Origin of the sequence: Pseudomonas sp. P1.8, from assembly GCF_001269805.1 — a bacterium.
Classification (GTDB): Bacteria; Pseudomonadota; Gammaproteobacteria; order Pseudomonadales; family Pseudomonadaceae; genus Aquipseudomonas.
On sequence record NZ_LHVM01000022.1, the window covers coordinates 178,264 to 205,222 of the forward strand.

Genomic DNA, 26,959 nt, shown 5'->3' on the forward strand with positions numbered 1-26,959 from the left:
GTCAGCCTGGCGCCGAGTAAAACCTTTCGGGCCGCTCGATCGGCCCACATGGTTTCAAGGGGAACAACAAGATGATCAAACGCAATTTGCTGGTAATGGGCCTTGCGGTTCTGCTGAGCGCCTGCGGTTTCCAGCTGCGTGGTACCGGCACCAACGAACTGGCGATCAAGGAACTTGATCTGAGCGCCCGCAACGCTTACGGCGAAACCGTGACGCAACTGCGTCAGATGCTGACCAGCAGCGGCGTCAAGGTTTACACCGGCGCACCCTACAAGCTTGTGCTGACTGACGAGCAGGAAAGTCAGCGCATCCTCAGCTACGCCGGTGCCGGCCGTACGGGTGAATACCAGGTGACGACCGTACTCAACTACGACATCCGTGGCCAGGGCAACCTGCCGCTGTTAAGTGACAAGCTTGAAGTACAAAAAATCTTCCTTCACGACGGCAACAATCTGGCGGGCTCGGACCAGGAAGCCACAACCGCCAAGACGGAAACCCGTCGTGAGCTGGTTCAACGCATGATGCTGCGCCTGTCGCAGCTGAGCCCAGCGCAACTGGATCAGCTGCAACAGACCGCCGAAGCCAAAGCCAGGGCTGATGCTGCGGCACTGGAAGCGGCGCAAAAAGCTGAAGCGCAAACGCCGCGTCAGTCGCCAATCCAACTGCCGAAGCAGTAAGACTTACGGGGCGCTCAAGCGCCCCGTTCGCCCTCTCTTATGAAACTCGCCCCCGCCCAACTCGCCAAACACCTGCAAGGTGCCCTCGCGCCTGTCTACATCATCAGCGGCGATGATCCGTTGCTGTGCCAGGAGGCCGCGGATGCCATTCGCTTGACCGCCCGCCAGCAGGGTTTTGATGAACGCCAGGTGTTTGCCGCCGATGCCAGTTTCGACTGGGGTACATTGCTGCAGGCTGGCGCCAGCATGTCGCTGTTCGCCGAAAAGCGCCTGTTGGAATTGCGTCTGCCTTCCGGCAAACCCGGTGACAAAGGTGCAGCCGCGCTCATTGAGTATTGCTCGCGACCGGCCGAAGACACACTGTTGTTGATCAGCCTGCCCAAGCTCGATGGCAGCGCGCAGAAGACCAAGTGGGGCAAGGCCCTGGTTGAAGGCCAGCAAACCCAGTTCGTGCAGATCTGGCCGGTGGATGTCAGCCAGTTGCCGAGCTGGATCCGCCAGCGCCTGTCCCAGGCCGGGCTTTCTGCTAACCAGGATGCCGTTGAGCTGATTGCCGCGCGGGTCGAAGGTAATCTGTTGGCCGCAGCCCAGGAAATCGAGAAGCTCAAACTGATGGCCGAGGGTGGCCAGATCACCGTTGAAACAGTGCAGGCGGCCGTGGCCGACAGTGCTCGCTTCGACGTGTTCGGTTTGACCGATGCGATCCTCAATGGCGAAGCGGCCCATGCCTTGCGAATGCTCGAAGGGTTGCGCGGTGAGGGCGTCGAGCCACCCGTGATTCTCTGGGCCCTGGCCCGCGAACTGCGCCTGCTGGCCAACATTTCGCTGCAATACAGTCAGGGCACGCCGCTGGACAAAGCCTTCAGCCAGGCCAAGCCGCCTGTCTGGGACAAACGCAAACCGTTGATGAGTAAAGCCCTGCAACGCTACTCGGCGCAACGCTGGGCGCAGTTGTTGCTGGAAGCGCAACGCATTGATGCGCAGATCAAAGGCCAGGCGGCTGGTTCGCCGTGGATGAGCTTGAGTCGGTTGACACTGTTGATGGCTGGGCAAAAATTGGCGTTGCCTGCCGAGTAAGATCAAGAAATCGCAGCCTTCGGCAGTTCCTGCAGATTGAAACGCGATCCTGCGTAGGAGCTGCCGAAAGCTCGGGCCGCATTCGGACCATCCTTTGATCTTTGTTCCTGCAAAGTCCCCATCGATCGCCCCTATAGACAGAACCTCAACTTCAGCCGATGATTTACCCCGCAAAAACCACACACTTGCGAGAAATCATCATGAGCAAAAAGCCATCAACGCATGGCCCCAACAAGGCCAAATCCATCATCGCCCAGCCACTGTTCCGCAGCCGTCAGGAACGTGCCGGCAAAGGCAAAGGCAGCTACCGCCGCGAAGCCTTCCAGTCTAATAGCTGGGAGGCTTCTTACTTTCTGGCCGCTTGAAGCAGAACACCCCTTCTACATGTTAAGGTCTGTACCTGAATCGTTTTCCCTGGACCTGTGCATGCCCTTTTGTATTCCCCGTCGTTGGCACCTGCGCCAATTGATTGCTGCCTCCAGCCTTGTTTTGCTTGTCGCCTGCGCGGAAAAACCGACCGCTGCCGACGCTCAACCCCTCCAGACGTCGCCCGTTGCCACCGCCCCGGCGGTTGTTCCGCCAGTGGTTCCGACCGGTGAGAACGTCGACATCCAGCCGACGCAGACCTTCGCCGAATGGCAGGCAGGTTTCCGCAAGGATGCCTTGGCCGCCGGCGTGCGCGCCGATCTGTTTGATCGCGCTTTCGCCAATGTCAGCTTCGACCCCAGCGTGATTCGTGCCGATCGCAGCCAACCGGAATTCGCAAAACCGGTGTGGGAATACCTCGACGGCGCCCTGTCGCCACTGCGCGTGCGCAAGGGCCAGACGCTGGTCACCCAATACGCCGATGTCCTGCAAAGTATCGAGCAGCGCTACGGCGTCGATCGCCAGGCGTTGGTGGCGGTGTGGGGCATGGAGAGTAACTTCGGGCAATTCCAGGGCAGCAAATCGGTGATCAATTCGCTGGCGACTCTGGCCTATGAAGGTCGCCGCCCAGGCTTCGCCCATGCGCAATTGATCGCGGCCCTGCAGATCCTGCAACAAGGTGACATCGAGCCTGAGAAGATGCTGGGCTCCTGGGCGGGCGCGATGGGCCAGACCCAATTTATCCCGACCACCTACAACACCCACGCCGTGGACTTCGACGGCGACGGCCGCCGCGATATCTGGGGCAGTTCGGCAGATGCCCTGGCCTCGACCGCGCATTACCTGCAAAGCTCCGGCTGGCAGAGAGGTCAGCCATGGGGCTTTGAAGTCCAGCTGCCGGGCGGTTTCGATTACGTATTGGCCGACGGTACGATTCGCAAGACTGTCGCCGAATGGCGCCAACTGGGCGTCATGTTGCCCAACGGCGGCCAGGCCCCGGCCGGCTCCGAGCAGTTATCCGCCGCCCTGTTGCTGCCGGCTGGCTATAGAGGCCCGGCATTCCTGGTGCTCGATAACTTCCGCGCGATTCTCAAGTACAACAACTCGTCGTCCTATGCCCTGGGGGTGAGCCTGTTGTCCGAACGCTTCAACGGCGCTGGCTTGATCAGCGGTTCGTGGCCCAAGGATGACCTGCCGCTGAGCCGTACCGAACGGATTGAACTGCAAAACCTGTTGAGTGCCCAGAACTACGACGCAGGCACCGCCGACGGCATCATTGGCGCCAACACGCGCAAGGCCATCCGCAGCGCCCAGCAGTCGTTTGGCTGGCCGGCGGATGGTTACCCGACGCACAAGTTGCTCGAAGGGTTACGCAACCGCTAAAAGCAAAAGATCGCAGCCTGCGGCAGCTCCTACGGGATTTGGGGTACATCCGTAGGAGCTGCCGCAGGCTGCGATCTTTTCAGATGCTCGCGACTTAACTGACCACCACATCCTGCTCCAACAGTAACTCCTTGTTCCCAGCATCCAAGCGCACCAACGCCCCCATGGGTAGCGTAAGGTTCGGATCGCAATGGCCGCTTCGCCACCCGGACAACACCGGAATCTTCAATGGCGCGAAGGTCTGCTTGAGCAACCGGTCCAGCGCTGCCACCTCAACACCCGCGACATCCCCGACCAACACGCCGCGCAGCTTGTGCAACGTGCCGGCCAGCCGCAGCTGCGTCAGCAACCGGTCGATGCGATACAGAGGCTCGTTGATATCCTCGATCAACAGAATGACGCCCTCGACATCAATCTCGTAGGGCGTGCCCATGGTCGCGGCGATCATGGCCAGATTGCCTCCGAGCAAGCGTCCATGAGCAACGCCTGGCTCGATCGTCGTCAGCGGGTAAGCCACCGGATGAGCCAGCACCGTGCCCGCCCTTACCTGCCCGCGCAACATGTTGAAGAACGAAGACTCCGTAGGTATTTGCTTGTCACCCAGCAGGTCAGCATTGAGCAACGGACCATGAAAGGTCACGAAGCCGGCATAACGACTGATCGCCAAATGCAGCGCGGTGATATCGCTGTAGCCGACGAACGGCTTGGCGTTGTCACGCAGCAAATCAAAATCGATGCGATCGAGCAGTCGCGGTGTGCCGTAACCGCCGCGCAGGCAGATGATCGCATCCACCTCGCTGTCGGCGAATGCTGCATGCAGGTCGCCAAGTCGCACCTCGTCGCTACCGGCCAGGTAACCGTTTTTTTCGTAGACCCCGGGAAACACTTTCAGTGAATAACCCCGGGCACGCATCCATTGCACCGCCTTGTCGGTGTCCAGCGGCGCGGGACCGGCGGGTGCGATGACACCGATCATGCCTTCCGACGGCAGTGCCGGGACGGGGGCATGAGGGCAAAGGGTGTGGGTCGGTCGAGCGGTCATCCGTGAATCTCCCTGTGTGAAATCTTCAGCACACAGTAGTCAGGAACGGGGACAAACAGAAGAGGAACCGTTGCCCCGCAGGTTGCAGGAAAAAACAGCCATTGCCGTAGGCCAGGCAAAAAAACGCCCGCGAGGCTGGATGCCGTGCGGGCGCTTTTCATTTCATTGCGTCGATCAGGACGACATCAGTTCAGCCTTGACCAGCTTCGCCTGCTCGTCGGCGTGATACGAAGAACGTACCAACGGGCCGGATGCGACGTTCTTGAAGCCCATCTTGTAACCTTCTTCGGCGAACCAGGCGAAGGTATCCGGGTGCACAAAACGTTGCACCGGCAAGTGGCTGCGGGACGGCTGCAGGTATTGGCCGAGGGTCAGCATGTCAATGTCGTGTTCGCGCATGCGCTTCATGACTTCGATGACTTCTTCGTCGGTCTCGCCCAGGCCCAGCATCAAGCCGGACTTGGTCGGAATGTGCGGCATCATCTGCTTGAAGCGTTGCAGCAGGGTCAGCGACCACTGGTAGTCGGAACCCGGACGCGCAGCCTTGTACAGGCGCGGCACGGTTTCCAGGTTGTGGTTGAACACATCCGGCGGCTCGGCGGCAGTGATTTCCAGGGCTATGTCCATGCGGCCACGGTAGTCCGGAACCAGGGTTTCCAGTTGCACATTCGGCGACAGCTTGCGGATTTCACGGATGCAGTCGGCAAAGTGCTGGGCACCGCCGTCACGCAGGTCGTCGCGGTCTACCGAGGTGATCACCACGTACTTGAGACGCAGGTCTGCAATGGCGATGGCCAGGCTTTCCGGTTCGTTGACGTCCAGCGGCTTCGGACGGCCGTGACCAACGTCGCAGAACGGGCAACGACGGGTGCAGATGTCACCCATGATCATGAAGGTCGCGGTGCCCCCGGAGAAGCACTCACCCAGGTTCGGGCAGGACGCCTCTTCGCAGACGCTGTGCAGCTTGTGTTTGCGCAGCAGGGCCTTGATGCGGTCGACTTCCGGCGAAACCGGGATGCGTACGCGAATCCAGTCGGGCTTCTTCGGTAGTTCGGTGGTCGGAATGATCTTTACCGGGATGCGTGCAACCTTCTCGGCGCCGCGCAGCTTGACGCCGGCTTCAACCTTGGGACGCGGGGCCGGGCGCTCGGAGACATCGAGCGTCGGGATCATGGTTTGCACTGCATCAGTAGTCATATCAGTCGATTCCGCCCGTCAGGGTCGTCTGCTCAGCATAGTCGAGGTGTTTGACGAGCTGCGCGCGCAGCCGGGCACTTACCTCGGCAAATTCAATCGGTCCTGCGTGATCGCTCAGCTGGGTCATCGCCAGCCCGGCATAGCCGCAGGGATTTATCCGTCGAAACGGTTCCAGGTTCATGTCCACGTTCAGGGCCAGGCCATGAAAGGAACAACCGTGGCGGATCCGTAGACCCAGGGAAGCGATTTTCGCTCCATTGACGTAGACACCCGGCGCGTCGGGCTTGGCCGCGGCGGTCACGCCGTAGCTCGCAAGCAGCTCGATCAGACACTGCTCCATCCGGCTGACCAGATCGCGCACGCCAAACCCCAGCTTGCGCACATCCAACAGCAAATAAGCCACCAACTGGCCGGGACCGTGGTACGTCACCTGACCACCACGATCAACCTGCACCACCGCAATATCGCCGGGGAGCAGCAGATGCTCGGCCTTGCCAGCCTGTCCCTGGGTAAATACCGGCGGGTGCTCGACCAGCCAGATCTCGTCGGCGGCATCATTGCCGCGTTCGTTGGTGAATCGTTGCATGGCGTGCCAGACCGGCTCGTAAGCCATCTGGCCGAGTTCGCGAAAGCCCAGCGTGCCAGACATCACAGCACCATGTGCACGAAACCGGTGGCCCGCAGTGCGCTGTTGATGTTGTACAGCTGGTCCTGGTCGGTCGCAACGATGTGCAACTGAATCGTGGTGTATTTGCCGTTGCTGCTCTGGCGCTCGTCAATTCGCTCATCATTGATCGTGGCGTACTTCTTGACGATGTCGATGATCCTGTCCTTGTTGCCCACGCCGGTGTCGCTGATCACCTTAACCGGGTAATCGTTGGCAGGGAATTCGATCTTTGGCGCCTTTACTTCGGTATCGGTCATGGCGTAACGGCCTCGTAAGCGTAAGCCGTGGCGACGGCAAGGCCCTACGCCAGATCAGCGCGGGGCCTTGCAGGTGCACACTATCAGTTGAACAAGCCGTAGAAGAATAGACGGATGCTATCCCACATGCGGCGGAAGATACCACCCTCCTCGACAGCGTCCAGGGCGATCAGGTCGGCGCTGTGCACCACTTTGTCGTCCAGTTTCACTTCGACTTTACCGATCACGTCACCCTTGGCGATTGGCGCGATCAGTTGCGGGTTCATGGTCATGCTGGCCGCGAGCTTTTTCAGCTGGCCTTTGGGCAGGGTCATGGTCAGGTCTTGCGCCAGGCCAGCCTTGACTTGATTGGTGGAGCCTTTCCAGACCGGCGCCTGAGCCAGCTCGGCGCCTTTCTGATAGAAGGTCTGGGTTTCGAAGAAGCGGAAACCGTAGGTCAGCAGCTTCTGGGTCTCGGCGGCGCGGGCCACTTCGCTGTTGGTGCCGAAAACCACAGCAATCAGGCGCATGCCATCACGTACGGCCGAGGACACCATGCAGTAGCCAGCTTCGTCGGTATGGCCGGTTTTCAGACCGTCGACTGTCTTGTCACGCCACAGCAGCAGGTTGCGGTTCGGCTGCTTGATGCCGTTCCAGAAGAACTCTTTCTGCGAGTAGATCGCGTAGTGAGCAGGATCTTCGTGGATGATTGCACGAGCCAGCACCGCCATGTCGTGAGCCGACGAATAGTGCTCAGGGTTCGGCAGACCGGTCGGGTTCATGAAGTGGCTGTTGGTCATGCCCAGGTCGCCAACGGTTTTGTTCATCATGTCGGCAAAGGCGTCTTCGCTGCCGGCGATGTGCTCGGAAAGCGCAACGCTGGCGTCGTTGCCCGACTGGATGATGATGCCGTGCAGCAGGTCGCTGACGGTGACTTGCGAGCCGACCTTGATGAACATCCGCGAACCGCCGGTACGCCAGGCATTTTCGCTGACGGTCACCGGATCGTTTTCGCCGATCTGGCCACGACGGATTTCGAGGGTCGCGATGTACGCGGTCATCAGCTTGGTCAGGCTGGCCGGCGGCAGACGCTGGTCACCATTGTTCTCGACCAGCACGTTGCCGCTGCTGGCATCCATGAGCACGTAGGCCTTGGCGGCCAGTTGTGGTGGCGACGGCATCATCTCGACCGCGAAAGCGGCGGGTGAGAGGAGCAGCGGGACTAACAGGAACAGGCGTTTGGCAAAGGTGGTGATGTTCATCCGTCTCTCGAAATCGCTAATGGAAACTGCCCAAGGGCAAAACTAATCAAATAACCTTCTAACGGGTTATCGCGTGTTCAGTTGCTCACTCCAGTCACCCTTGCCGGGCTTTTGTTCTTCAACGAGTCAACAACCTGGTCCGCCCCCCAAAACCGCAGACGAACCGTCAATCAAGTCTTACGTATTACTCAGTCACAACACTTGGCGAACCGAGGTTGGCCAGGCGCACACTGTTCTGTACCTGCTGGACTTCACCCGGCGAACCGATCGGCCCCAAGCGCACCCGGTGCAGGGTCTGCTGATTGCGCACGATCGAACTGATGAACACCGGAGCGCTCACCATCCCGCTGAGCTTCGATCTCAGGAGTTCTGCAGCGTCCGGGTTGGCGAACGCGCCCACCTGCAGATACTGGCCAGAGGCTGCTGCAGAAGCGTTTTTTTTTGCATCAACCGGTACAGGCACTACCGCGGCGGCGTGTTGCTGCGGTGGCGGCGTCCATTGCTCGACAGTGCCGGCCGAAGCCGTAATCACCGGAGCGCTATTTTGCGCGACTTTCGGTTCATTGAGCATTAACGGTGCCGGACGGCCCTTGGCGGCCCACCATTGCTGCGGATCGATACCTTCAACCTTGACCCGCGCAGTGCCGGTTTCGGCATAACCGAGTTTTTTGGCGGCCGCATAAGACAAGTCGATGATCCGGTCCGAGTAGAACGGCCCCCGGTCGTTGACCCGCAGGATCACGCTCTTGTTGTTGTCCAGGTTGGTCACCCGAACGTAACTCGGCAACGGTAGCGTCTTATGCGCGGCACTCATGCCGTACAGGTCATACACCTCGCCGTTGGCGGTGTTCTGGCCGTGAAACTTGGTGCCATACCAGGACGCCGTGCCCGACTGCACATAGGTCTTGGACTCTTGCAGCGGGAAGTAGGTCTTGCCCAGCACGGTGTACGGGTTAGCCTTGTACGGGCCGGTGTGCAGGGTCGGCGTGGCGTCCGGGATACGCGAAACATCGACGTCCCACCAAGGCGCGCCATCCTTGTGGGCGCGGTTGATGTCCAGTCCCGGTGTCGTGCGTACGGCGGCAGGAGCCTTCTGCGCTGGTGGGCGACTGGTCGAACAACTGGCGACCAGCATCGCCAGCGCGGCAAATGCCATCAGCTTCAGGGGTTTATTCATAGGCAATGCCCGCATTACTTGACGCCCCGTGCTTGGACCAGCTGTTCAGACAGTTGATGTACGGCCATGGCGTACATCACGCTGCGGTTATAACGCGTAATCGCGTAGAAATTCTTCAGACCCATCCAGTATTCGGGGCCATTGTCGCCTTCCAGGCGGAAAGCTGTAACCGGCATATCATCGCGCAGCGCATCATGACTTGACCACCCCAAGGCTCGCAACTCCCCGACGGTTTTCGCCGGCTCGATGCCCGTGGTCAAACCTTCGTCCACCTGCTCGCCGCGCACATCGGCGCGGCTGACCACCGGTTCGCCGGCGACCCAGCCATGACGCTTGAAATAACTGGCGACACTGCCAATGGCATCGTCCGGGTTGTTCCAGATATTGATGTGGCCATCACCGTCGAAATCCACTGCATAGGCGCGAAAACTGCTCGGCATGAATTGCGGCAGCCCCATTGCCCCGGCGTAAGAGCCCTTGAGTGTCAACGGATCGACCTGCTCCTCACGGGCCAGCAAAAGGAATTCACGCAGTTCCTTGCGGAAAAATTCGGCACGGGGAGGATAGTCGAAACCCAGCGTCGACAAGGCATCGATTACGCGGAAATTACCGGTATTGCGCCCGAAAAAGGTCTCAACGCCGATGATCGAAACAATGACCTGCGCCGGTACGCCGTATTCCTGCTCGGCTCGTGCCAGGACTGCCTCGTGCTGGCGCCAGAAGTCCACACCGCGTGCAATGCGCGCGTCGGTAATGAACATCGGGCGATACTCGTTCCACTGTTTTACCCGTTCGGCAGGTTTGGAGATGGCATTCAGAATCGACTGTTTGCGCTCGGCTTCGCGGAACACGCCCATCAGTTGCTCACCAGCGAACCCGTAGTCGCGGGTCATTTCACCGACGAATTCGGCCACCTGGGGTGAACCTTCGTAATCGCCGGCCAATGCTGTCTGCATTGTGCCAAGGATGCTTACCAGGCCGACCCATGGCGCGTATCGAGTCGCCCAGCCACGCATTACTTGCATTGAAATCTTCACCTTATTCAAACCTGCGCGATCCACTTGCGATGGGTATGGATCGACATCAAAACCCCAAACGCTGACAGTAGCGTCACCAGCGAAGTTCCTCCGTAGCTAATGAACGGCAACGGAACCCCCACCACCGGCAACAGGCCACTGACCATACCGATGTTGACGAAAACATAAACAAAAAACGTCATGGTCAGGCTGCCCGCGAGCAATTTGCCGAACAATGTCTGGGCCTGGGCGGTAATCACCAGGCCACGACCGATGAGCAGCAGATAAATCAGCAGCAGCGCGCAGATACCCACCAGGCCGAACTCTTCACCCAGTACCGCAATAATGAAGTCGGTGTGGCTTTCTGGCAGAAAGTCCAGGTGCGACTGGGTGCCGAGCAGCCAGCCTTTGCCGAACACCCCACCGGAGCCGATGGCGGCTTTCGACTGAATGATGTTCCAGCCAGTGCCTAACGGGTCACTTTCCGGGTCGAGGAAAGTGAGGACGCGCTGTTTCTGGTAATCGTGCATCACGAAGTACCACATGGCCACGGACACCGGCACGGCAGCAGCGAGCACGCTGAGGATCCAGCGCCAGCGCAGGCCGCCCATGAACAGCACAAAGGCGCCCCCCGCCAGAATCAGCAATGAAGTGCCGAGGTCGGGCTGACGCACGATCAGGATGAAGGGCAAGCCAATCAGGAACAGGCTGACCCCCACATGTTTGAGTTGCGGCGGCAAGGTGCGCTTGGACAGGTACCAGGCGATGGTCGCCGGCATCAGGATCTTCATGAATTCCGAAGGCTGGAAGCGGATGACCCCGGGAATGTTGATCCAGCGCGTGGCGCCCATGGCGTTGTGCCCCATGATGTCGACGACCACCAGCAACAACACGCCGAGCACATAACCCACCGGGACCCAACGGGCCATGAAACGCGGTTCGAACTGGGCGATGACAATCATCGACACCAGGCCGATGCCGAACGAAGTGGCTTGTTTGGCCAGTAGATCCCAGCTTTTGCCACTGGCCGAATAGAGTACGAACAGGCTGCCGGCCGCCAGAGTCAGCAGCAGGATCAGCAACGGGCCGTCGATATGCAGACGCTGCAGCAACGTCGCACGACGACGCATCACATCCTCGCTCGAGAGCATGCGATCGAAATTATTCTTCACGGGCTGTTGCCTCAGGGCTGATAGGGCTGGCGTATTCAGGCTTCAACCGGCCATTCTGGTCCAGGAGCCAGGCGTCCATGATCTGCCGCACCACGGGCGCGGCGACACCAGAGCCGGACTCACCGTTCTCGACCATTACCGAGACCACGATTTTCGGATCATCGGCCGGCGCGAAGCCAACGAACAAGGCGTGGTCGCGATGGCGCTCCTGAACCTTGGAACGGTCGTACTTCTCGCCCTGCTTGATCGCGACCACCTGGGCCGTACCCGACTTGCCGGCAATCCGGTACTGCGCACCGATCGCGGCCTTGCGCGCCGTACCCCGGGCACCGTGCATCACCTGCTGCATGCCATGGTTGACCTTGTTCCAGTCCGACGGGTCGCGCAGGATGATGTCCGGCATCGGATTCTCATCAACAGGTTTCACACCCTCGATGGTCCTGGCCAGGTGCGGACGGTTCCAGACGCCTTTGTTGGCGACCAGCGCGGTGGCTTGGGCCAGTTGCAGCGGGGTCGACTGCATATAGCCCTGCCCAATCCCGAGAATCAGCGTTTCGCCCGGGAACCACGCCTGCCGACGGGTCGCACGTTTCCATTCGCGGGACGGCATCAACCCCGGTGATTCTTCGAACATGTCCAGCGAGACTTTTTGACCGATGCCAAACTTGGTCATGTATGCCGCCAACCGATCGATCCCCAGCTTGTGGGCCAGGTCATAGAAGTAGGTGTCGTTGGAGCGCATGATCGCCGTATCGAGGTCGACAAAGCCGTCACCGGTACGGTTCCAGTTACGGTATTTGTGATCGTAGTTGGGCAGCATGTAATAGCCCGGATCGAACACTCGCGACGACGCCGTCACCACACCCGCGTCCAGACCGGCAATCGCCACCGCCGGCTTGATGGTCGAACCTGGCGGGTACAGGCCTCGCAATACGCGGTTGAACAGCGGCCGGTCAATGGAGTCGCGCAGTTCGGAATAGGCCTTGAAACTGATGCCGGTGACAAACAGGTTCGGGTCGAAACTCGGCTGGCTGACCATGGCCAGTACTTCGCCGGTTTTCGGGTCCAGTGCGACCACCGCGCCACGACGACCACCGAGCGCCGCTTCGGCGGCTTCCTGCAATTTGATGTCCAGGCTCAGGACGATGTCCTTGCCGGGAATCGGATCGGTACGCTTGAGCACGCGCAGAACGCGGCCCCGGGCGTTGGTCTCGACTTCCTCGTAACCCACCTGGCCGTGTAATTCAGGCTCGTAGAAACGCTCGATACCGGTTTTGCCAATGTGGTGAGTGCCGCTGTAATTGACCGGATCGAGGGACTTGAGCTCCTTCTCGTTGATCCGCCCCATGTAACCAACCGAGTGCGCAAAGTGCGCACCCTGCGGATAGTGACGTACCAATTGCGCGACCACTTCCACACCAGGCAGGCGGAACTGGTTCACCGCGATCCGGGCGATCTGTTCTTCGCTCAACTCAAACAGGATTGGCACCGGCTCGAACGGACGACGGCCCTGGCGCATGCGTTTCTCGAAAATCACCCGATCCTCGGGCGTCAGCTCCAGCACTTCGACAATCACATCGAGCACTTGCTGCCAGTCGCCGGAGCGCTCGCGGGTCATACTCAAGCTGAAACTCGGCCGGTTGTCGGCAATCACCACGCCATTACGGTCGAAGATCAAACCGCGCGTCGGCGGAATCGGCTGCACATGGACACGGTTGTTTTCCGACAGGGTCGAGTGGTACTCGTACTGGATGACCTGGAGAAAATACAGACGCGCAATCAACACGCAGATCAGCGTCACCACTGCAATTGCCCCGAACACGACGCGGCCACGCACCAGACGGGCGTCTTTTTCGTGGTCCTTGATGCGGATCGGCTGGGACATGAGGGCAGAATTACTTGTGGTAAGGGTGACCGGACAGCACGGTCCAGGCACGGTACAACTGTTCGCCGATCAGAATCCGCACCAGCGGGTGCGGCAACGTCAGCGGCGACAACGACCAGCGCTGGTCAGCCCGGGCACAGACTTCCGGCGCCAGCCCTTCTGGGCCGCCGACCATGAAGTTGACGGTGCGCGAGTCCAGCCGCCAGCGATCGAGTTCGACCGCCAGTTGCTCGGTACTCCAGGGCTTGCCATGGACTTCGAGGGTGACAACACGCTCGTTCGGCCCGACCTTGGCCAGCATGGCTTCGCCTTCCTGACGGATGAAGCGTGCCACGTCGGCGTTCTTGCCCCGGGTGTTGAGCGGTATTTCCACCAGTTCCAGCGCCAGCTCGGACGGAAGACGCTTGGCATATTCATGCCAGCCTTCTTCCACCCATTTAGGCATGCGGGAGCCGACGGCGATCAGTCGCAGTCGCACAGCCGTTCCTTATTCCTGGTCTTTGTTGAGCTTGGTGAAATGCTCGTGACCAACTTCAGGGCTGTGGTGTTTGCCATCAGCGGCACGGCTCTGCTCGGCGCCTTTCCACAGGCGCTCCAGGTCGTAGAACTGACGGGCGTTGGAGGTCATCATGTGGACGATCACGTCATCCATGTCCAACAGGACCCAGTCGCTGTCGCCCTTGCCTTCTTCGCCCAGCGGCTTGATGCCCAAGGCCTTGACCGCTTCGCGAACCTTGTCCAGCATCGCGCCGATCTGGCGGTTCGAGGTACCGGTGGCGATGATCATGAAGTCGGTGATGCTCTGCTTGTCGCGAACATCGATCACCAGCACGTCCTGGGCCTTGACGTCTTCCAGGGCGGCTACGGCGACCTTGACCAGCTCGTCACCTTTAGGCGGCTCGACGGCGAGAACTTTCTCAGGCAGCGGGGCGCTCTTGAATGTGCCTTTGCGTTTAACTTTGCTTTCGTTGTTGCTCGTCATATAAAACTCGTTTTGCTCGTTTGTTCGGGGCTTCGATACACGTTGTTGCCACGTGCCTTGAAGCACTCCTATTCAGTTCGACGCACGGTAGAGCCCGTGCGCATCGATGTAGGCCAGGACCGCGTCGGGCACCAGGAAACGTACCGACTTACCGCTGGCCAGCAGTTGACGGATCTGGGTGGCGGATACCGCGAGCGGTGTCTGCCAGACGAATGCAATCTGTCCGCTCGGCCCCTTGAGGGCCAGCGGGTCGCTCACCGAGCGCGCTGCCAGCAGGTTGCGCAAGGCATCCGGCGGTTCGCTGTCGGCATCCGGGCGTTGCAACACCAGGATATGGCAATGCTGGAGCAACTCTTCCCAGCGGTGCCAAGTGGGCAGGCCGCAAAATGCGTCCCAGCCCAAAAGCAGAAAAACCTGGTCGGACACAGCCAGTTCGGCGCGCATCAGTTCCAGGGTATCAATGGTGTAGGACGGTTTGTCCCGCTGCAATTCGCGGGCGTCCACCACCAACGGAGCCACACCGGCCACCGCGCACTCGACCATCGCCAGACGGTCTTGTGCCGAAACCTGGGGTGTGTCCCGATGAGGCGGCCTGGCACTGGGTGTCAGACGCAGCTCATCGAGCGCCAGGGTTTCGGCGACTTCCAGCGCACCGCGCAAATGGCCGATGTGCACCGGATCGAAGGTTCCGCCCAGTACGCCAATGCGCCGAGGTGCTGGCTCGCTGGCGGTCAACGGGGCTGACGGGTCGAGATCGCCCAAGTCAGACCGGCTCCTGTCCGCGCAGCTGTCCATCACCGACTACGATGTACTTCTCGCAGGTCAGGCCTTCGAGGCCGACCGGGCCACGGGTGTGCAGCTTATCAGTAGAAATGCCGATCTCGGCACCCAATCCGTATTCAAAGCCGTCGGCGAAGCAGGTCGGCGTGTTGATCATCACCGATGACGAGTCGACTTCAGCCACGAAACGCCGGGTGTCACCCTGGTGTTCGCTGACTATCGAGTCGGTGTGGTGAGAGCCGTAATGGTTGATGTGTTCGATCGCCTGGTCCAGCCCGTCGACCACACGGATCGACAGAATCGCCGCCAGGTACTCGGTGCTCCAGTCGTCTTCGCTGGCCGGTATGGCATCAATGATCGACCGGGTGCGTTCGCAACCGCGCAGCTCGACGCCTTTTTCGCGGAACTGGGCCGCCATCGACGGCAGGAAATTGTTGGCAACGGTTTGATCGACCAGTAACGTTTCCATCGCACCGCAGATGCCATAACGGTAAGTCTTGGCGTTGAACGCGATGCGCTGGGCTTTTGCCAGGTCGGCGTGTTCGCTCACATAAACGTGGCAGATACCGTCCAGATGCTTGATGACCGGCACGCGGGCGTCGCGACTGACACGCTCGATCAGGCCACGACCGCCACGGGGCACGATGACGTCGACGTATTCAGGCATGGTGATCAGTGCGCCGACGGCAGCACGGTCCGTGGTTTCGACCACTTGCACCACGGCCGCCGGAAGATTGGCCTCGGCCAGACCACGCTGAATGCAGGCAGCGATGGCACGATTGGAGTGAATCGCCTCGGAACCGCCGCGCAGGATGGTCGCGTTACCGGACTTCAGGCACAGGCTGGCGGCATCGATGGTCACGTTCGGCCGGGATTCGTAGATGATCCCGATCACTCCCAGCGGTACGCGCATTTTGCCGACCTGAATGCCGGACGGACGGTAGCTCATATCTCGGATCGCACCGACCGGGTCCGGCAATGCCGCGACCTGACGCAAGCCGATAATCATGCCGTCGATGCGCGCAGGGGTCAGCGCCAGGCGCTCCAGCAAAGCCGGCTCCAGACCATTGACGCGGCCGGCTGCCAGGTCTTGCTCATTGGCAGCGGTCAGCTCGGCGCGTGCAGCGTCCAACGCGTTGGCGGCAGCCTGCAAGGCGCGGTTTTTCTGCGCGGTGCTGGCACGGCCGATCACGCGGGAGGCTTCGCGGGCAGCGCGACCCAAGCGGGTCATGTAGTCAAGAACGGACTCAGTCATGGTCTGGGCGAGGTCTTTGCTAAGGTCGTGGTAAAGAGTAAAGCGGCAGATTATAGCTGTCGCGCCTTCCGACTAACAGCGGTGACGGGCGGATGGTCGAAATCGAGGGTGATTTGTCCACGTTCAGCCGGAATTAAGCTGCAAATTGTTATCATCACGACTCATTCAACCCTGACAAACGCCGAATATCATGTCCAACCTGACCATTCGAGCACCCACCACTGGCCAGCCCACGGGTCTTCCAGACGTATTTTTCGACCGCGACGCGCAGACTCTGGCCCGGGACCTACTGGGAAAAGTCATCCGCCACCGAGTCGGCGACCTGTGGCTCAGCGCTCGAATCATCGAGACCGAAGCCTATTACTGTGTCGAAAAAGGCAGCCACGCGTCCCTCGGCTACACAGAAAAGCGTAAGGCTTTGTTTCTGGAAGGCGGCCACATCTATATGTATTACGCCCGGGGTGGCGACTCATTGAACTTCAGCGCCCAAGGACCGGGCAATGCGGTTTTGATCAAATCCGCCTATCCGTGGATCGATGAGTTGAGCGGACCGGCCAGCCTGGCGCAGATGCTGTTGAACAATCCCGACGCCCAAGGCCATCCTCGCCCGTCACAAAAGCTTTGCGCAGGCCAAACCTTGCTGTGCAAGTCTCTGGGCTTGAAGGTGCGGATGTGGGACGCCAAGCGTTTTGACCATGAGGTGCTACTGGTCGAAGACGTCGGTCCTGTGCCGGCACAAATCATCCAGACGACACGCCTGGGTATCCCCCATGGGCGCGATGAACACCTGATGTACCGTTTCGTCGATGCGGCCTATGCGCCGTACTGCACGCGCAACCCGCTGCGGCGGGGGCAAGTCGAAGGGCGCGATTACATCCTGCTGTAAACAAATTCCTGTAGGCGCTGCCGCAGGCTGCGATCTTGTGATTTTTGAAAGGCAAAAGATCGCAGCCTGCGGCAGCTCCTACGGAGCAACCAATGAAAATGGAGTTGGACTTATGGGCCCATGGCTCGACAGCGTGACCGGATGGCTGGCGGTCAACCCGCAATGGCTGGCCGCGGCGGTATTCATCGTGGCTTTTGTCGAGTGCCTGGCGATTGCCGGGCTGATCGTCCCAGGCACCGTGCTGCTGTTCGCCGTGGCGGTATTGGCCGGCAGTGGCGCGCTGACGCTGAGCGAGACGCTCTTGCTGGGCTTCGTCGCCGGGGTGCTGGGCGATGTCGTTTCGTATTTCCTGGGCCGTCACTTCCACCAGAACATCCGGCGCCTGCCGGGCTTGCGCCATCATCCGGAATGGATTGCCGGGGCCGAGTCTTATTTTCAGCGCTACGGTATTGCCAGCCTGCTGGTCGGACGCTTTATCGGCCCCCTGCGTCCGATGCTGCCGATGGTGGCCGGGATGTGCGACATGCCGTTCCCGCGCTTCTTCGCCGTCAGTCTGTTGGCCGGTGCGGGCTGGTCGGTGGCTTACCTGATGCCTGGCTGGGCAACCGGAGCGGCAATACGCTTGCCGTTGCCGGAAGGCTTCTGGCTCCAGGCCGGAATTGTTGCCGGCAGTATTGCGGTGATGATTGGCTTAAGCGCGACCAGCAGCCTGCGCCGGCATCGCCGCGCGACGCTGTTCATTGCCGGGATGAGCCTGCTGATTCTGGCGGGACTGTTTATCGGTTACTCGCACCTGTCTGCACTCGATCAAGGCGTGATGACGCTGGTGCAGGAACATCGAAAACCGATGCTGGATGAAGTGGCAGTGGTGTTCACCCTGATCGGGGAATTCCGCAACATGTTGCTGCTCAGTGCGCTGCTGACCGGTTTGTTGCTACTGATGCGGCAATGGCGACACGCTATTTTCGTCGGCGGCACACTACTCTTCACGGCACTGGCCAATACCGCGACCAAATACTTTTTCGCCCGTCTGCGCCCGGAAGTGTTGAGCGATCCGCTCACCAGCTACAGCATGCCCAGCGGCCACGCTTCAGGGTCTTTCGCGCTGTTCCTCACCCTCGCCGTACTGGCCGGCCGCGGACAACCCCCGCGGATGCGCCTGACCTGGTTGCTGGTGGGTTGCCTTCCGGCGCTGGCGATTGCTTTGTCACGCGTCTATCTGGGCGCGCACTGGCCAACGGATGTGCTGGCCGGCGCCATGCTGGCGGCATGTGTCTGTGCGGCGAGCCTGGGGTTGAGTCAGCGCCAGACGCCACTCAACGCCATGCCACCCAAGGTCTGGTGGCTGATATTGCCGGCAATGGTGGCGCTGTTCGGGTTCTTTGCGTTGCGGCACCTGCCCCATGCCATGATGAAATATGCCTATTGACGCGCAATCCCTTGAAGCAACTGCTGCAGGTCGCATTTATTAGTGTTCGCCAGGCGAACCACCTCACACTGAAAATCACACAGCAACGTCTGAATCATATTCAGCCGTTGCTGCAGACCTATAAGTCACAACAAGGCATATTATCCAGCCAGAAACCAGTCATCACCATCGTCCCACTCAGGCTGCTTAACCACCTTAAGAACAAATTTCGCGACCTCTCCGTTAAAAGCGTCATGCCCGGTAAAGTTAGGATTTACATCAACAATAATTTTCTTGACGGCCGGCCTTTTAATATCCGGTCGCTTATCTCGATAATTTGTAGTGGTCAGATAAATCCCTGATTTTCGCTCTTCACTCACCAACACCACCGACAAAGAGCCAACACTCAAATCGTCTACACCCAGCCTCACCCCTTCCTTTCCTATGAGCGAGAAAAGCGCATCCGTGGAGCTATCCACCACACTCATATGCCGTTTTACCGGATCCATATGCAAACGCCACCCTTGGTACTTGCCAGGCGAATCCGCATACATTTCATAGACGTTATCGCCAGCCACTACAAAACGAAACAATAGCGGATCGTCATCGTCATGAGCGGCAACTGTCACAAACCGTGGCAGATCCTTATCCGCCAGATCAGAATCGACCTGCAGACGCTCATTCGTCGTTATACGCTTATCAAGTAGTCGCTGCTCCATATGGTGTAGATTCAGCACCAGCGGGAGTCCATTTACAAAAAGATGAGCAGAAAAATCTAACCGGGGCCATTCCGTTATCATAAAACACCTGAATATCCATATCAAACCAGCCATTCTTCAGCAAGTGCAGCCGAATGTTTTGGCAACCCAATCAATTGGGAATTATCAACGTATAAAAACCCGACTCATTCTGGATTTTTCTTACGCTTGCGCTTGCGTCGCTCAATTACCATTTGGTCTGCATAGAAACCAGCCGCCTCGATAATATCCTTGGCACTCGTATCATTTGAAGCGTGCTTTAAAATGAACCTGCCTGCAATATCATCCCAAAAAGCATACTCATCTTCATAAATAGTCATAAGATCATCCATTAATTATCAAACAGCTCAGCGCATCCGAGCCATTGGAAAAATAATTGACGAGCAGAGAAAAAACAACAGCCCACATAATTCAAAGTACAACTATGCAAACAACTCACCCTGCAACTCGTCCAACAACGCCTGAATTGCATCCAGTCGTTGTTGCGGATCATCAAGTTGCAGCAAGTCGATCTTGTCGACTTCGGCAAACGGCAGCAGGTACGCCAATTGATTGGCCAGTGATTGTTGCCCGGTCGCCTCAGTGCCCATGTTCAACGCTTCGACCATCGGGTGTTCCGCCAGGGCCTTGAGCAATGCCACCAGGTCGGCGTCCTCATCCTGCAGTGGCTGCTCGGGCTCGTCTTCCAGCCACTCGACCTCGGCGACGGTCAACTGATCGCGCTGGACTTCCGTTCGCAATACATGGAAACGCCGTCCGCCCTGAACCCGAATCCCCAGCAGGCCGTTGTCCTGCTGTTTGAAATCGGTGATCAGCGCCTCACACCCGACCAGGGCGTAACCCGCCGGGGCGATACCGACTTCTTCACCTTCGAGGATGCACACCACGCCGAAGCCGCCGCCCTGCTTCATGCAGCGACCGATCATGTCCAGATAGCGCGCTTCGAATATCTGCAAATCGAGGATGCAGCCAGGAAACAGCACTGTGTTCAGCGGGAAAAGCGGCAGACTCATAGACATTTTTCCTTACACCACCATCGACACCACCAACGGCAGGAACACCGCCGTGGCCACGCCCATCAGACTCATCGCCAGCGCCGCGAAGGCGCCGCACTCTTCACTTTCCTGCATCGCCACCGCTGTGCCGACCGCATGGGCGGTCATGCCCAACGCCATGCCCCGGGCTTCGGCGCTGTGCACACCGAGCCAAGTCAACAGACCTGGACCGAAGATGGCTCCGATCACCCCGGTGATCAATACAAACACCGCTGCCAGCGCGGCGACCCCACCGATCTGCTCGGCCACCAGTATGGCGATTGGCGAGGTCACCGACTTCGGCGCCATGGTCATCAGGATCATGTGTTCGGCGCCGAACCACCAGCCGAGCAACACGCCCATCCCCGTGGCCACCACGCCGCCTATCACCAGCGTAGTAAATATCGGCCAGAACAACTGTCGAATCCGCCGCAGGTTCAGATAAAGCGGAACAGCCAGCGCCACTGTCGCCGGGCCGAGCAGGATGCTGAGAATTTCGGTGCTCTTGCGGTACTCGGCGTAGGTCAGGCCGCAGCCCACCAGCACACCGATCACCAACAGCATGGAGACCAGCACCGGCTGCAAAAAGATCCAGCGGGTTTTCTCGAACGCTGCCAGCACCAACTGATAAGCACCGAGGGTGATACCGATCCCGAACAGGGGATGATGAATTACCGACGCCCAGGCGCCGTGCCAATCGAAGATCATTGCCCGTCCTCGGGGTGATGAGCGTGACGCTTGACCAGGCGCTGCATCAGCACGCCGGCAAAGGCCATCGACAACAGCAGCGACAGTACCAGTGCACCGACGATGGCCCAGAAGTCCGCCGCAATGTCGGCGGCATACACCATCACACCCACGGCCGGCGGCACCAGCAACAATGGCAAGTATCGCAACAGGCTGCCGGCCGCCAGGTTCAGTGGCTCACCGACCTGACCACGACAAATGAGATACACCAGCAACAGCAGCAACCCGACAATCGGCCCCGGCAACACGGGTAAAAACAAATGATTGATCGCGGTGCCCAGCAATTGGAACAGCACCAGCCACGTCAGGCCCCGTAACAACATTTTCGATCTCCTGAAAAACCCGTCACCCGCATTGGACCGGGCATTATAAGCACGCCTGCGCTATGAACCGGCATTCGCCAAAAGCATGGTGAGTTGACCGGAGCGTTTTGCCATGATGATCTAAAGTGGTAATCCGGGAGGTCAAATCCCCCCCACCTCAAAACTATAAAAGCGATACACCCAAGGAGAGTCTCAATGCCCTATGTTCCCGTTGCAGAGCTCAAAGATTATATCGGCAAGGAACTTGGACGTTCCGAATGGCTCACCATCGATCAGGACCGCATCAACCTGTTCGCCGAAGCCACAGGGGATTTTCAGTTCATCCACGTCGATCCCGTCAAGGCCGCGCAAACGCCTTTCGGCAGCACCATCGCCCACGGTTTCCTGTCGCTGTCACTGATCCCGAAACTGATGGAAGACATCCTCGTCATGCCCGAAGGCTTGAAGATGGTCGTCAACTACGGTCTTGATAGCGTGCGTTTCATTCAGCCGGTCAAAGTCGATTCGAAAGTGCGCTTGAAGGTCGAACTCACTGAAGTCAACGAGAAGAAACCTGGCCAATGGCTGCTCAAGGCCACCGCCACCCTGGAAATCGAAGGTTCGGACAAACCGGCCTACGTCGCCGAGCCCTTGTCGCTCTGCTTCGTGTAAACCTTCGCTGATGCGAAGCAGCTCACGCTGTTTCGCACTGTCTCGCTCTGCCCCACTCTATATAAGGACACATGGCTGCGGCATACTCGGTCGCCTAATTGCCCGGAACCCGCTATGCGCCCACTTGCACTGCTTGCCTTGACCCTGCTGCTCACCGCTTGCGGAGACGGCGAATCGCCATTACCCCCCGATGCTCGCCTGCCGGACGGCGGACGTTATCGCGGCGATCTGGTCGACGGCATGCTGCAAGGCCAGGGTCGCATCGACTACCCGAATGGTAGCTGGTACGCCGGCGAATTCGACAAGGGCCAGTGGCATGGCCAGGGCGAATGGCACGGCAGTAACGGCGAGGTCTATCGCGGTCAGTTCAATCAGGGACTGTTCGACGGCCAGGGCACTTTGACCACCAGCGCCAGCAGTTACAGTGGCGGTTTCAAAGCCGGCCGACGCTCGGGCGAAGGGACCCTCAAAGAAAACGGCATGAGTTATCGCGGCGAATTCAAAGCCGATCAGTATTCAGGCCTGGGTCGCCTCGAACTCGATGACGGCAGTTCCTACCAGGGCCAATTCGCCCACGGCAAACCCAACGGCGAAGGCCAGCGCGGCGACGCCAGCGGCAACCAGTTCACCGGTCACTTCGTCGACGGCCAACTGGAAGGCAACGGGACTTTCAACAGTGCCGACGGCGACATCTACATCGGCGCCTTCAAGAACAACCAATTGCACGGCAAAGGTCGTTACGAAAACGCGGACGGCGATGTCTGGCTGGGCCAGTTCAAGGAAGGCTCGCTCAATGGCAAGGGCGAATTGATTGGCGCGGACGGCAGTCACTACATCGGTCAGTTCAACGACTGGCGTTTCAGCGGCCAAGGCCGATTGAACCTGGCGGACGGTAGCTTCTACACCGGACAATTCGACAACGACAGCTATCAGGGCCACGGCACGTTGGTGCTGACGGACGGGACTGTACTGAGTGGAACATGGGTCAACGGCCAGCGCGTACGGGACTCTGCGGGCAAATTGTTGCCCGATACGCTGGAGCTTGGCCTGCTGGCCCAGGGGCGCTTGCTCGAAGAAGCGCTGGCCAACGTTCCAGCCTCGACCCCCGCCGTTGAACTCTACTCATTGACCCTTGCCGGTGACGGCAAGCAAAGCGTGTTCCTGCGCGAGTCGGATTATGTCGCCAACATGCTCGCCAGCCGCTTTGGCGCCTACGGCCAGATCCGTCTGGTCAACCACCGCGACCACCTTGGCGACCGCCCGATGGCCACTCGGGAAAACCTGCGCCGCGCCGCCTTGACCCTGGCTGAACGCAGTGGACCGGAAGACCTGATCTTCCTTTACCTGACCAGCCACGGCACCAGCGAACACGAACTGGTGCTCGATCAACCGCGTATGGAACTGGCCGATCTGCCGGCCGACGAAATGGCCGCGGTCCTCGCCCCGCTGAAAAATCGGGACAAGGTGATCGTAATCTCGTCCTGCTATTCCGGCGGTTTCATCCCGGCCCTCAAGGATGAACGGACCTTGATCATGACGGCCTCGCGGGCCGACCGGGTTTCCTTCGGCTGCTCGGAGGAAGCCAATTTCACTTACTTCGGCGATGCCCTGTTCTCCCAGGCATTGAACCAGACCGATGACCTGGAACAGGCCTTCAAACTCGCCAAGGCCACCGTTGCCGAACGCGAACTGGCGGACGGTTTCGAAGCATCGGAACCACAGATCTGGGCACCGAAAACCGTCCTCTCGCACTGGCAGCTGTTACGTAAGCAGCAGGCACGAAAAGCCTTACAAAGTGCCTTGATCAACGGCAAGCCTGCAAACAACAACTAAGCTGAACAGTATCAAGGGAGAAACACTATGTACTTGACGCCTCAGCACGTATTGCTTGCCGGAGCTACCGGTTTGACCGGTGAGCACCTGCTTGATCGCCTGCTTAACGAGCCCACGATCAGCCGGGTATTGGCGCCTTCGCGCCGGCCACTGGCCAAGCATCCGCATCTGGAAAACCCGGTAGGGGACCCAACGGTTTTTCTGCCGCAACTGAACGGCCGCGTCGACATTGCCTATTGCTGCCTGGGCACCACCATCAAGCAAGCCGGCTCGGAAGAAGCGTTCCGCGCGGTGGATCTGGACATGGTGGTGGCCTTTGCCAAACGCGCACGGGAGATGGGCGCACGGCATCTGATTGTGATCAGTGCGCTGGGAGCCGATCGCAGATCTTCGATTTTCTACAACCGGGTCAAAGGCGAGATGGAGCACGCATTACGCGCGCAGGACTGGCCACAACTGACCATCTGCCGCCCCTCGCTGCTGCTGGGCGAGCGCACTCAACCACGCTTGGGCGAGAAAGTTGCCGGCCCCTTGTCGCGGCTGATCCCCGGTAAATACCACGGCATCGAAGCCTGCCAACTGGCCCGCGCGATGTGGCGTCTGGCGCTGGAAGAACAGGACGGCGTGCGGGTTGTCGAGTCGGATGAGTTGCGCAAATTAGGCAAGTAGGTTCAAAAGATCGCAGCCGTCGGCAGCTCCTGCTCAATCATCTGCAGGAGCTGCCGAAGGCTGCGATCTTTTGTTTTTACAACCCGCCCGTGGCCTGAAAGCTGACACCCAAGACCGTCAACAACGACAGCGGCAACAGTAGCGTGTCGAGCAAAGCGCTGGCCGGCAGGTCGACTCCGGGATAACTCGGCGCCTCGGCACCGAAACGGTCCATGGCGCAGCAACCCCCCTTCAACGCATACAAATCCAGACGCGTTCCCGAGTACACCACCGGCGCCCCCGGCTTGGCCGCATCCAGCGTTCGCACCGTGGCGCAACCGGTCAGTTGCAACACCAGCACCATCACCAACAGCTTATTCATCGCTGGTCAGATGATGCTCGCCCCAGCGCGGCAGCATGTCCTGGGGAATATTCAGCAGATTGAGAATCCGTGCGACGACGAAGTCGATCAAATCGTCGATGGTTTGCGGCTGATGATAGAAGCCCGGTGACGCCGGCAAAATCGTCACGCCCATGTTCGACAACTTGAGCATGTTCTCAAGGTGAATGCTCGAATACGGCGCTTCACGAGGGACCAGGATCAACGGGCGACGCTCCTTGAGCGTCACGTCAGCGGCCCGTTCGATCAGGTTGTTGCAAGCGCCGGTAGCGATGGCCGACAAGGTGCCCGTGGAACACGGCACCACTACCATCGCCGCTGGAGAGCCGGAACCCGAAGCCACCGGCGACATCCAGTCTTCCTTGCCATACACGCGTATCTGCCCGGCGGCGGCGCCGGTGTATTCGGTCAGGAATGCCTGCATCATCTGCGGTTTGGCCGGCAGCGTGACGTCGGTTTCGGTGGCCATCACCAATTGCGCAGCCTTGGAGATCAGGAAGTGCACTTCCCGATCCTCTCGCACCAGACAGTCGAGCAGGCGCAAACCGTATTGAGCGCCCGAAGCGCCGGTCATCGCCAGCGTAATGCGGTCCGGGCCGTTGTTCATTTCAGCGCCTCGGCAAGTTTGCCGTGCAGGCCGCCGAAGCCGCCATTGCTCATGATCACCACGTGGGTGCCCGGCTGCGCCTGACTCTTCACACGCTCGATGATGCCTTCCAGCGAATCGCTGACAATCGACGGCACGGTGCACAGGGCCGCAGTGCCCGCCAGGTCCCAGCCGAGATTGGCCGGTGCGTACCAGATCACCTGATCGGCATCGACCACGCTTTCCGGCAATCCGTCACGGTGTGCGCCAAGCTTCATGGAGTTGGAGCGCGGCTCGATGATTGCGATCAACGGTGCATCACCAATGCGTTTACGCAGGCCATCCAGCGTGGTGGCAATGGCCGTCGGGTGGTGAGCGAAGTCGTCATAAATGGTGATACCACGGACTTCCGCGACTTTCTCCATCCGGCGTTTCACGCTTTTGAAGGCGCTCAAGGCGGCGATGCCCATGGACGGAACCACACCAACGTGGCGTGCGGCAGCCAGGGTCGCCAAGGCGTTGGCAACGTTGTGCTGGCCAGTCATGTCCCACTCGACCACGCCTTGGGCGACGCCTTCGAACATCACTTCGAACTTCGAGCCATCTTCGCTGAGCAACTTGACCTGCCACTGACCGCCGGCACCGGTGGTTTGCACCGGAGTCCAGCAACCCATCTCAATGACCCGCTGCAACGCGGGTTCGGTGGTCGGGTGAATCACCAGGCCTTCGCTCGGGATGGTCCGCACCAGGTGATGGAACTGCCGTTCGATGGCCGGCAGGTCCGGGAAAATGTCAGCGTGGTCGAATTCAAGGTTGTTCAGGATTGCCGTGCGTGGACGGTAGTGAACGAATTTGGAACGCTTGTCGAAGAACGCGCTGTCGTATTCATCGGCCTCGATAACGAAAAACGGCGTATCACCAAGACGCGCCGACACCGAGAAATTCTGCGGCACGCCGCCGATCAGGAAGCCGGGGCTCATACCTGCGTGTTCCAGCACCCAGGCGAGCATGCTGCTGGTGGTGGTTTTGCCATGCGTACCGGCAACCGCCAGCACCCAACGACCTTGCAGCACGTGATCGGCCAGCCATTGCGGACCTGAAACATAAGGCAGGCCTTTGTTCAGAACATACTCAACGGCCGGATTACCCCGGGACATGGCGTTACCGATCACCACCAGATCAGGGGCCGGATCCAGTTGCGCCGGGTCGTAGCCTTGGGTCAGTTCAATCCCCTGAGCCTCCAGCTGAGTGCTCATCGGCGGATAGACGTTGGCATCGGAGCCCGTCACGTGATGACCCAGCTCTTTGGCCAGAACCGCCATCGAGCCCATGAAAGTCCCGCAGATACCCAGAATATGAATGTGCATAGTCGACCTCGTAAAACATGGCCGCAGGTTAGCGTAGGGAGGGGAAAATCGCACCTTTGTTTCGATTGTGCTCAGTGCAAAACCTGTAGGAGCCGGCTTGCTGGCGAAGCAATCTCAAGATCGCCTTCGCCAGCAAGCCGGCTC

30 protein-coding genes are annotated in these 26,959 nt (G+C 59.5%); 9 read left to right on the top strand and 21 right to left on the bottom strand.

The features are described 5' to 3' along the window. Positions 1-71 precede the first annotated feature (71 nt). From lptE to AD668_RS23595, 4 genes are all read left to right on the top strand, one after another. Complete coding sequence (lptE, locus tag AD668_RS23580) at positions 72-677, top strand: LPS assembly lipoprotein LptE (RefSeq protein WP_053162693.1); 606 nt, start codon at positions 72-74, stop codon at positions 675-677. Between the two features lie 39 nt (positions 678-716). Further along, positions 717-1,754: a DNA polymerase III subunit delta gene (holA, locus tag AD668_RS23585; protein ID WP_053162695.1), complete on the top strand. Its 1,038-nt coding sequence runs from the start codon at positions 717-719 to the stop codon at positions 1,752-1,754. Positions 1,755-1,954: 200 nt separating this feature from the next. Continuing rightward, positions 1,955-2,119, top strand: a complete 165-nt coding sequence (gene arfA, locus AD668_RS23590) for an alternative ribosome rescue factor ArfA (protein WP_007946659.1) — start codon at positions 1,955-1,957, stop codon at positions 2,117-2,119. A 61-nt stretch (positions 2,120-2,180) separates the two neighbouring features. After that, a complete protein-coding gene (locus AD668_RS23595) occupies positions 2,181-3,503 on the top strand; it encodes a lytic murein transglycosylase (RefSeq protein WP_053162697.1) in 1,323 nt (440 codons plus the stop codon). A gap of 94 nt (positions 3,504-3,597) precedes the next feature. Here the strand turns inward: AD668_RS23595 and AD668_RS23600 are convergent, their stop codons facing one another. The 13 genes from AD668_RS23600 to AD668_RS23660 form a co-directional block, all read right to left on the bottom strand. Next, on the bottom strand, positions 3,598-4,545 hold the full coding sequence (locus tag AD668_RS23600) for an LD-carboxypeptidase (protein ID WP_053162699.1): 948 nt from the start codon (positions 4,543-4,545) through the stop codon (positions 3,598-3,600). Between the two features lie 174 nt (positions 4,546-4,719). Beyond that, complete coding sequence (gene lipA / locus AD668_RS23605; RefSeq protein ID WP_162130451.1) at positions 4,720-5,718, bottom strand: lipoyl synthase; 999 nt, start codon at positions 5,716-5,718, stop codon at positions 4,720-4,722. Positions 5,719-5,743: 25 nt separating this feature from the next. Then, on the bottom strand, positions 5,744-6,391 hold the full coding sequence (gene lipB, locus AD668_RS23610; RefSeq protein ID WP_053162701.1) for a lipoyl(octanoyl) transferase LipB: 648 nt from the start codon (positions 6,389-6,391) through the stop codon (positions 5,744-5,746). Beyond that, positions 6,391-6,666, bottom strand: coding sequence for a DUF493 domain-containing protein (locus AD668_RS23615; RefSeq protein ID WP_053162703.1), 276 nt, complete (start codon positions 6,664-6,666; stop codon positions 6,391-6,393). The genes lipB and AD668_RS23615 overlap by 1 nt, the downstream gene beginning before the upstream one ends. An 83-nt stretch (positions 6,667-6,749) precedes the next feature. Beyond that, a complete protein-coding gene (locus AD668_RS23620) occupies positions 6,750-7,907 on the bottom strand; it encodes a D-alanyl-D-alanine carboxypeptidase family protein (RefSeq protein WP_053162705.1) in 1,158 nt (385 codons plus the stop codon). A 184-nt stretch (positions 7,908-8,091) separates the two neighbouring features. Further along, on the bottom strand, positions 8,092-9,099 hold the full coding sequence (locus AD668_RS23625; protein ID WP_053162707.1) for a septal ring lytic transglycosylase RlpA family protein: 1,008 nt from the start codon (positions 9,097-9,099) through the stop codon (positions 8,092-8,094). Next, the gene (mltB, locus tag AD668_RS23630; RefSeq protein WP_053162709.1) at positions 9,099-10,109 is read right to left on the bottom strand and encodes a lytic murein transglycosylase B; all 1,011 of its coding nucleotides are present in this window, start codon (positions 10,107-10,109) and stop codon (positions 9,099-9,101) included. Before mltB ends, AD668_RS23625 begins: the two co-directional genes overlap by 1 nt. Positions 10,110-10,126: 17 nt before the next feature. Next, positions 10,127-11,230 carry a rod shape-determining protein RodA gene (gene rodA, locus AD668_RS23635; protein WP_053162859.1) on the bottom strand — a complete coding sequence of 368 codons (1,104 nt, stop codon included), beginning with the start codon at positions 11,228-11,230 and terminating at the stop codon, positions 10,127-10,129. A gap of 31 nt (positions 11,231-11,261) precedes the next feature. Continuing rightward, a complete protein-coding gene (mrdA, locus tag AD668_RS23640; RefSeq protein ID WP_053162711.1) occupies positions 11,262-13,157 on the bottom strand; it encodes a penicillin-binding protein 2 in 1,896 nt (631 codons plus the stop codon). A gap of 10 nt (positions 13,158-13,167) precedes the next feature. Further along, entirely contained in the window at positions 13,168-13,635 is a 468-nt protein-coding gene (gene rlmH, locus AD668_RS23645) for a 23S rRNA (pseudouridine(1915)-N(3))-methyltransferase RlmH (RefSeq protein WP_007937439.1), read from the bottom strand. 9 nt (positions 13,636-13,644) lie between these two features. After that, positions 13,645-14,139 (bottom strand): ribosome silencing factor, encoded by a 495-nt coding sequence (gene rsfS / locus AD668_RS23650; protein ID WP_053162713.1) that lies wholly within the window; start codon positions 14,137-14,139, stop codon positions 13,645-13,647. A 72-nt stretch (positions 14,140-14,211) separates the two neighbouring features. After that, complete coding sequence (gene nadD / locus AD668_RS23655) at positions 14,212-14,901, bottom strand: nicotinate-nucleotide adenylyltransferase (protein ID WP_172681860.1); 690 nt, start codon at positions 14,899-14,901, stop codon at positions 14,212-14,214. 1 nt (position 14,902) lies between these two features. Further along, positions 14,903-16,174, bottom strand: a complete 1,272-nt coding sequence (locus AD668_RS23660; RefSeq protein ID WP_053162717.1) for a glutamate-5-semialdehyde dehydrogenase — start codon at positions 16,172-16,174, stop codon at positions 14,903-14,905. A 190-nt stretch (positions 16,175-16,364) separates the two neighbouring features. On the opposite strand from AD668_RS23660, the gene AD668_RS23665 reads away from it, so the two are divergent. Next, positions 16,365-17,060: a DNA-3-methyladenine glycosylase gene (locus tag AD668_RS23665; protein WP_053162720.1), complete on the top strand. Its 696-nt coding sequence runs from the start codon at positions 16,365-16,367 to the stop codon at positions 17,058-17,060. Positions 17,061-17,172: 112 nt separating this feature from the next. Beyond that, positions 17,173-18,489 carry a bifunctional DedA family/phosphatase PAP2 family protein gene (locus AD668_RS23670; RefSeq protein WP_053162722.1) on the top strand — a complete coding sequence of 439 codons (1,317 nt, stop codon included), beginning with the start codon at positions 17,173-17,175 and terminating at the stop codon, positions 18,487-18,489. Positions 18,490-18,629: 140 nt separating this feature from the next. Here the strand turns inward: AD668_RS23670 and AD668_RS23675 are convergent, their stop codons facing one another. From AD668_RS23675 to AD668_RS23690, 5 genes are all read right to left on the bottom strand, one after another. Next, entirely contained in the window at positions 18,630-19,268 is a 639-nt protein-coding gene (locus AD668_RS23675; RefSeq protein ID WP_053162724.1) for a hypothetical protein, read from the bottom strand. 104 nt (positions 19,269-19,372) lie between these two features. After that, a complete protein-coding gene (locus tag AD668_RS29695) occupies positions 19,373-19,546 on the bottom strand; it encodes a hypothetical protein (protein WP_172681861.1) in 174 nt (57 codons plus the stop codon). 102 nt (positions 19,547-19,648) lie between these two features. Then, positions 19,649-20,239, bottom strand: a complete 591-nt coding sequence (locus tag AD668_RS23680) for an LON peptidase substrate-binding domain-containing protein (protein ID WP_053162726.1) — start codon at positions 20,237-20,239, stop codon at positions 19,649-19,651. A gap of 12 nt (positions 20,240-20,251) precedes the next feature. Beyond that, positions 20,252-20,968: an LrgB family protein gene (locus tag AD668_RS23685; RefSeq protein ID WP_053162728.1), complete on the bottom strand. Its 717-nt coding sequence runs from the start codon at positions 20,966-20,968 to the stop codon at positions 20,252-20,254. Further along, the gene (locus AD668_RS23690; protein WP_053162729.1) at positions 20,965-21,330 is read right to left on the bottom strand and encodes a CidA/LrgA family protein; all 366 of its coding nucleotides are present in this window, start codon (positions 21,328-21,330) and stop codon (positions 20,965-20,967) included. Before AD668_RS23690 ends, AD668_RS23685 begins: the two co-directional genes overlap by 4 nt. Positions 21,331-21,525: 195 nt before the next feature. On the opposite strand from AD668_RS23690, the gene AD668_RS23695 reads away from it, so the two are divergent. From AD668_RS23695 to AD668_RS23705, 3 genes are all read left to right on the top strand, one after another. Continuing rightward, a complete protein-coding gene (locus tag AD668_RS23695) occupies positions 21,526-21,981 on the top strand; it encodes a MaoC family dehydratase (protein ID WP_053162731.1) in 456 nt (151 codons plus the stop codon). 114 nt (positions 21,982-22,095) lie between these two features. Further along, entirely contained in the window at positions 22,096-23,814 is a 1,719-nt protein-coding gene (locus AD668_RS23700) for a C13 family peptidase (RefSeq protein WP_053162733.1), read from the top strand. Positions 23,815-23,841: 27 nt separating this feature from the next. Next, positions 23,842-24,483: an oxidoreductase gene (locus tag AD668_RS23705; RefSeq protein ID WP_053162735.1), complete on the top strand. Its 642-nt coding sequence runs from the start codon at positions 23,842-23,844 to the stop codon at positions 24,481-24,483. Between the two features lie 76 nt (positions 24,484-24,559). Here AD668_RS23705 and AD668_RS23710 read toward each other — a convergent pair whose 3' ends face one another. From AD668_RS23710 to mpl, 3 genes are read right to left on the bottom strand one after another with little or no spacing between them, the layout of a single operon-like run. After that, positions 24,560-24,844 (bottom strand): YceK/YidQ family lipoprotein, encoded by a 285-nt coding sequence (locus AD668_RS23710; RefSeq protein WP_053162737.1) that lies wholly within the window; start codon positions 24,842-24,844, stop codon positions 24,560-24,562. Continuing rightward, complete coding sequence (gene ubiX, locus AD668_RS23715) at positions 24,837-25,469, bottom strand: flavin prenyltransferase UbiX (RefSeq protein ID WP_053162741.1); 633 nt, start codon at positions 25,467-25,469, stop codon at positions 24,837-24,839. Before ubiX ends, AD668_RS23710 begins: the two co-directional genes overlap by 8 nt. Then, positions 25,466-26,815 (bottom strand): UDP-N-acetylmuramate:L-alanyl-gamma-D-glutamyl-meso-diaminopimelate ligase, encoded by a 1,350-nt coding sequence (gene mpl / locus AD668_RS23720; protein WP_053162743.1) that lies wholly within the window; start codon positions 26,813-26,815, stop codon positions 25,466-25,468. Before mpl ends, ubiX begins: the two co-directional genes overlap by 4 nt. Between the last annotated feature and the right edge of the window lie 144 nt (positions 26,816-26,959).

Bases quoted from the DNA above. Each gene is read 5' to 3' on its own strand.
- ubiX (WP_053162741.1), bottom strand. From the start codon at position 25,469: ATGAACAACGGCCCGGACCGCATTACGCTGGCGATGACCGGCGCTTCG.
- AD668_RS23615 (WP_053162703.1), bottom strand. From the start codon at position 6,666: ATGACCGATACCGAAGTAAAGGCGCCAAAGATCGAATTCCCTGCCAAC.
- holA (WP_053162695.1), top strand. From the start codon at position 717: ATGAAACTCGCCCCCGCCCAACTCGCCAAACACCTGCAAGGTGCCCTC.
- AD668_RS23710 (WP_053162737.1), bottom strand. From the start codon at position 24,844: ATGAATAAGCTGTTGGTGATGGTGCTGGTGTTGCAACTGACCGGTTGC.
- AD668_RS23665 (WP_053162720.1), top strand. From the start codon at position 16,365: ATGTCCAACCTGACCATTCGAGCACCCACCACTGGCCAGCCCACGGGT.
- AD668_RS29695 (WP_172681861.1), bottom strand. From the start codon at position 19,546: ATGACTATTTATGAAGATGAGTATGCTTTTTGGGATGATATTGCAGGC.
- AD668_RS23595 (WP_053162697.1), top strand. From the start codon at position 2,181: ATGCCCTTTTGTATTCCCCGTCGTTGGCACCTGCGCCAATTGATTGCT.
- AD668_RS23690 (WP_053162729.1), bottom strand. From the start codon at position 21,330: ATGTTGTTACGGGGCCTGACGTGGCTGGTGCTGTTCCAATTGCTGGGC.
- arfA (WP_007946659.1), top strand. From the start codon at position 1,955: ATGAGCAAAAAGCCATCAACGCATGGCCCCAACAAGGCCAAATCCATC.
- lptE (WP_053162693.1), top strand. From the start codon at position 72: ATGATCAAACGCAATTTGCTGGTAATGGGCCTTGCGGTTCTGCTGAGC.
- mpl (WP_053162743.1), bottom strand. From the start codon at position 26,815: ATGCACATTCATATTCTGGGTATCTGCGGGACTTTCATGGGCTCGATG.
- AD668_RS23705 (WP_053162735.1), top strand. From the start codon at position 23,842: ATGTACTTGACGCCTCAGCACGTATTGCTTGCCGGAGCTACCGGTTTG.
- AD668_RS23685 (WP_053162728.1), bottom strand. From the start codon at position 20,968: ATGATCTTCGATTGGCACGGCGCCTGGGCGTCGGTAATTCATCATCCC.
- rodA (WP_053162859.1), bottom strand. From the start codon at position 11,230: ATGCGTCGTCGTGCGACGTTGCTGCAGCGTCTGCATATCGACGGCCCG.
- AD668_RS23625 (WP_053162707.1), bottom strand. From the start codon at position 9,099: ATGCGGGCATTGCCTATGAATAAACCCCTGAAGCTGATGGCATTTGCC.
- lipB (WP_053162701.1), bottom strand. From the start codon at position 6,391: ATGTCTGGCACGCTGGGCTTTCGCGAACTCGGCCAGATGGCTTACGAG.
- AD668_RS23620 (WP_053162705.1), bottom strand. From the start codon at position 7,907: ATGAACATCACCACCTTTGCCAAACGCCTGTTCCTGTTAGTCCCGCTG.
- lipA (WP_162130451.1), bottom strand. From the start codon at position 5,718: ATGATCCCGACGCTCGATGTCTCCGAGCGCCCGGCCCCGCGTCCCAAG.
- AD668_RS23675 (WP_053162724.1), bottom strand. From the start codon at position 19,268: ATGATAACGGAATGGCCCCGGTTAGATTTTTCTGCTCATCTTTTTGTA.
- rsfS (WP_053162713.1), bottom strand. From the start codon at position 14,139: ATGACGAGCAACAACGAAAGCAAAGTTAAACGCAAAGGCACATTCAAG.
- AD668_RS23660 (WP_053162717.1), bottom strand. From the start codon at position 16,174: ATGACTGAGTCCGTTCTTGACTACATGACCCGCTTGGGTCGCGCTGCC.
- AD668_RS23700 (WP_053162733.1), top strand. From the start codon at position 22,096: ATGCGCCCACTTGCACTGCTTGCCTTGACCCTGCTGCTCACCGCTTGC.
- AD668_RS23695 (WP_053162731.1), top strand. From the start codon at position 21,526: ATGCCCTATGTTCCCGTTGCAGAGCTCAAAGATTATATCGGCAAGGAA.
- AD668_RS23600 (WP_053162699.1), bottom strand. From the start codon at position 4,545: ATGACCGCTCGACCGACCCACACCCTTTGCCCTCATGCCCCCGTCCCG.
- mltB (WP_053162709.1), bottom strand. From the start codon at position 10,109: ATGCAAGTAATGCGTGGCTGGGCGACTCGATACGCGCCATGGGTCGGC.
- mrdA (WP_053162711.1), bottom strand. From the start codon at position 13,157: ATGTCCCAGCCGATCCGCATCAAGGACCACGAAAAAGACGCCCGTCTG.
- AD668_RS23680 (WP_053162726.1), bottom strand. From the start codon at position 20,239: ATGAGTCTGCCGCTTTTCCCGCTGAACACAGTGCTGTTTCCTGGCTGC.
- AD668_RS23670 (WP_053162722.1), top strand. From the start codon at position 17,173: ATGGGCCCATGGCTCGACAGCGTGACCGGATGGCTGGCGGTCAACCCG.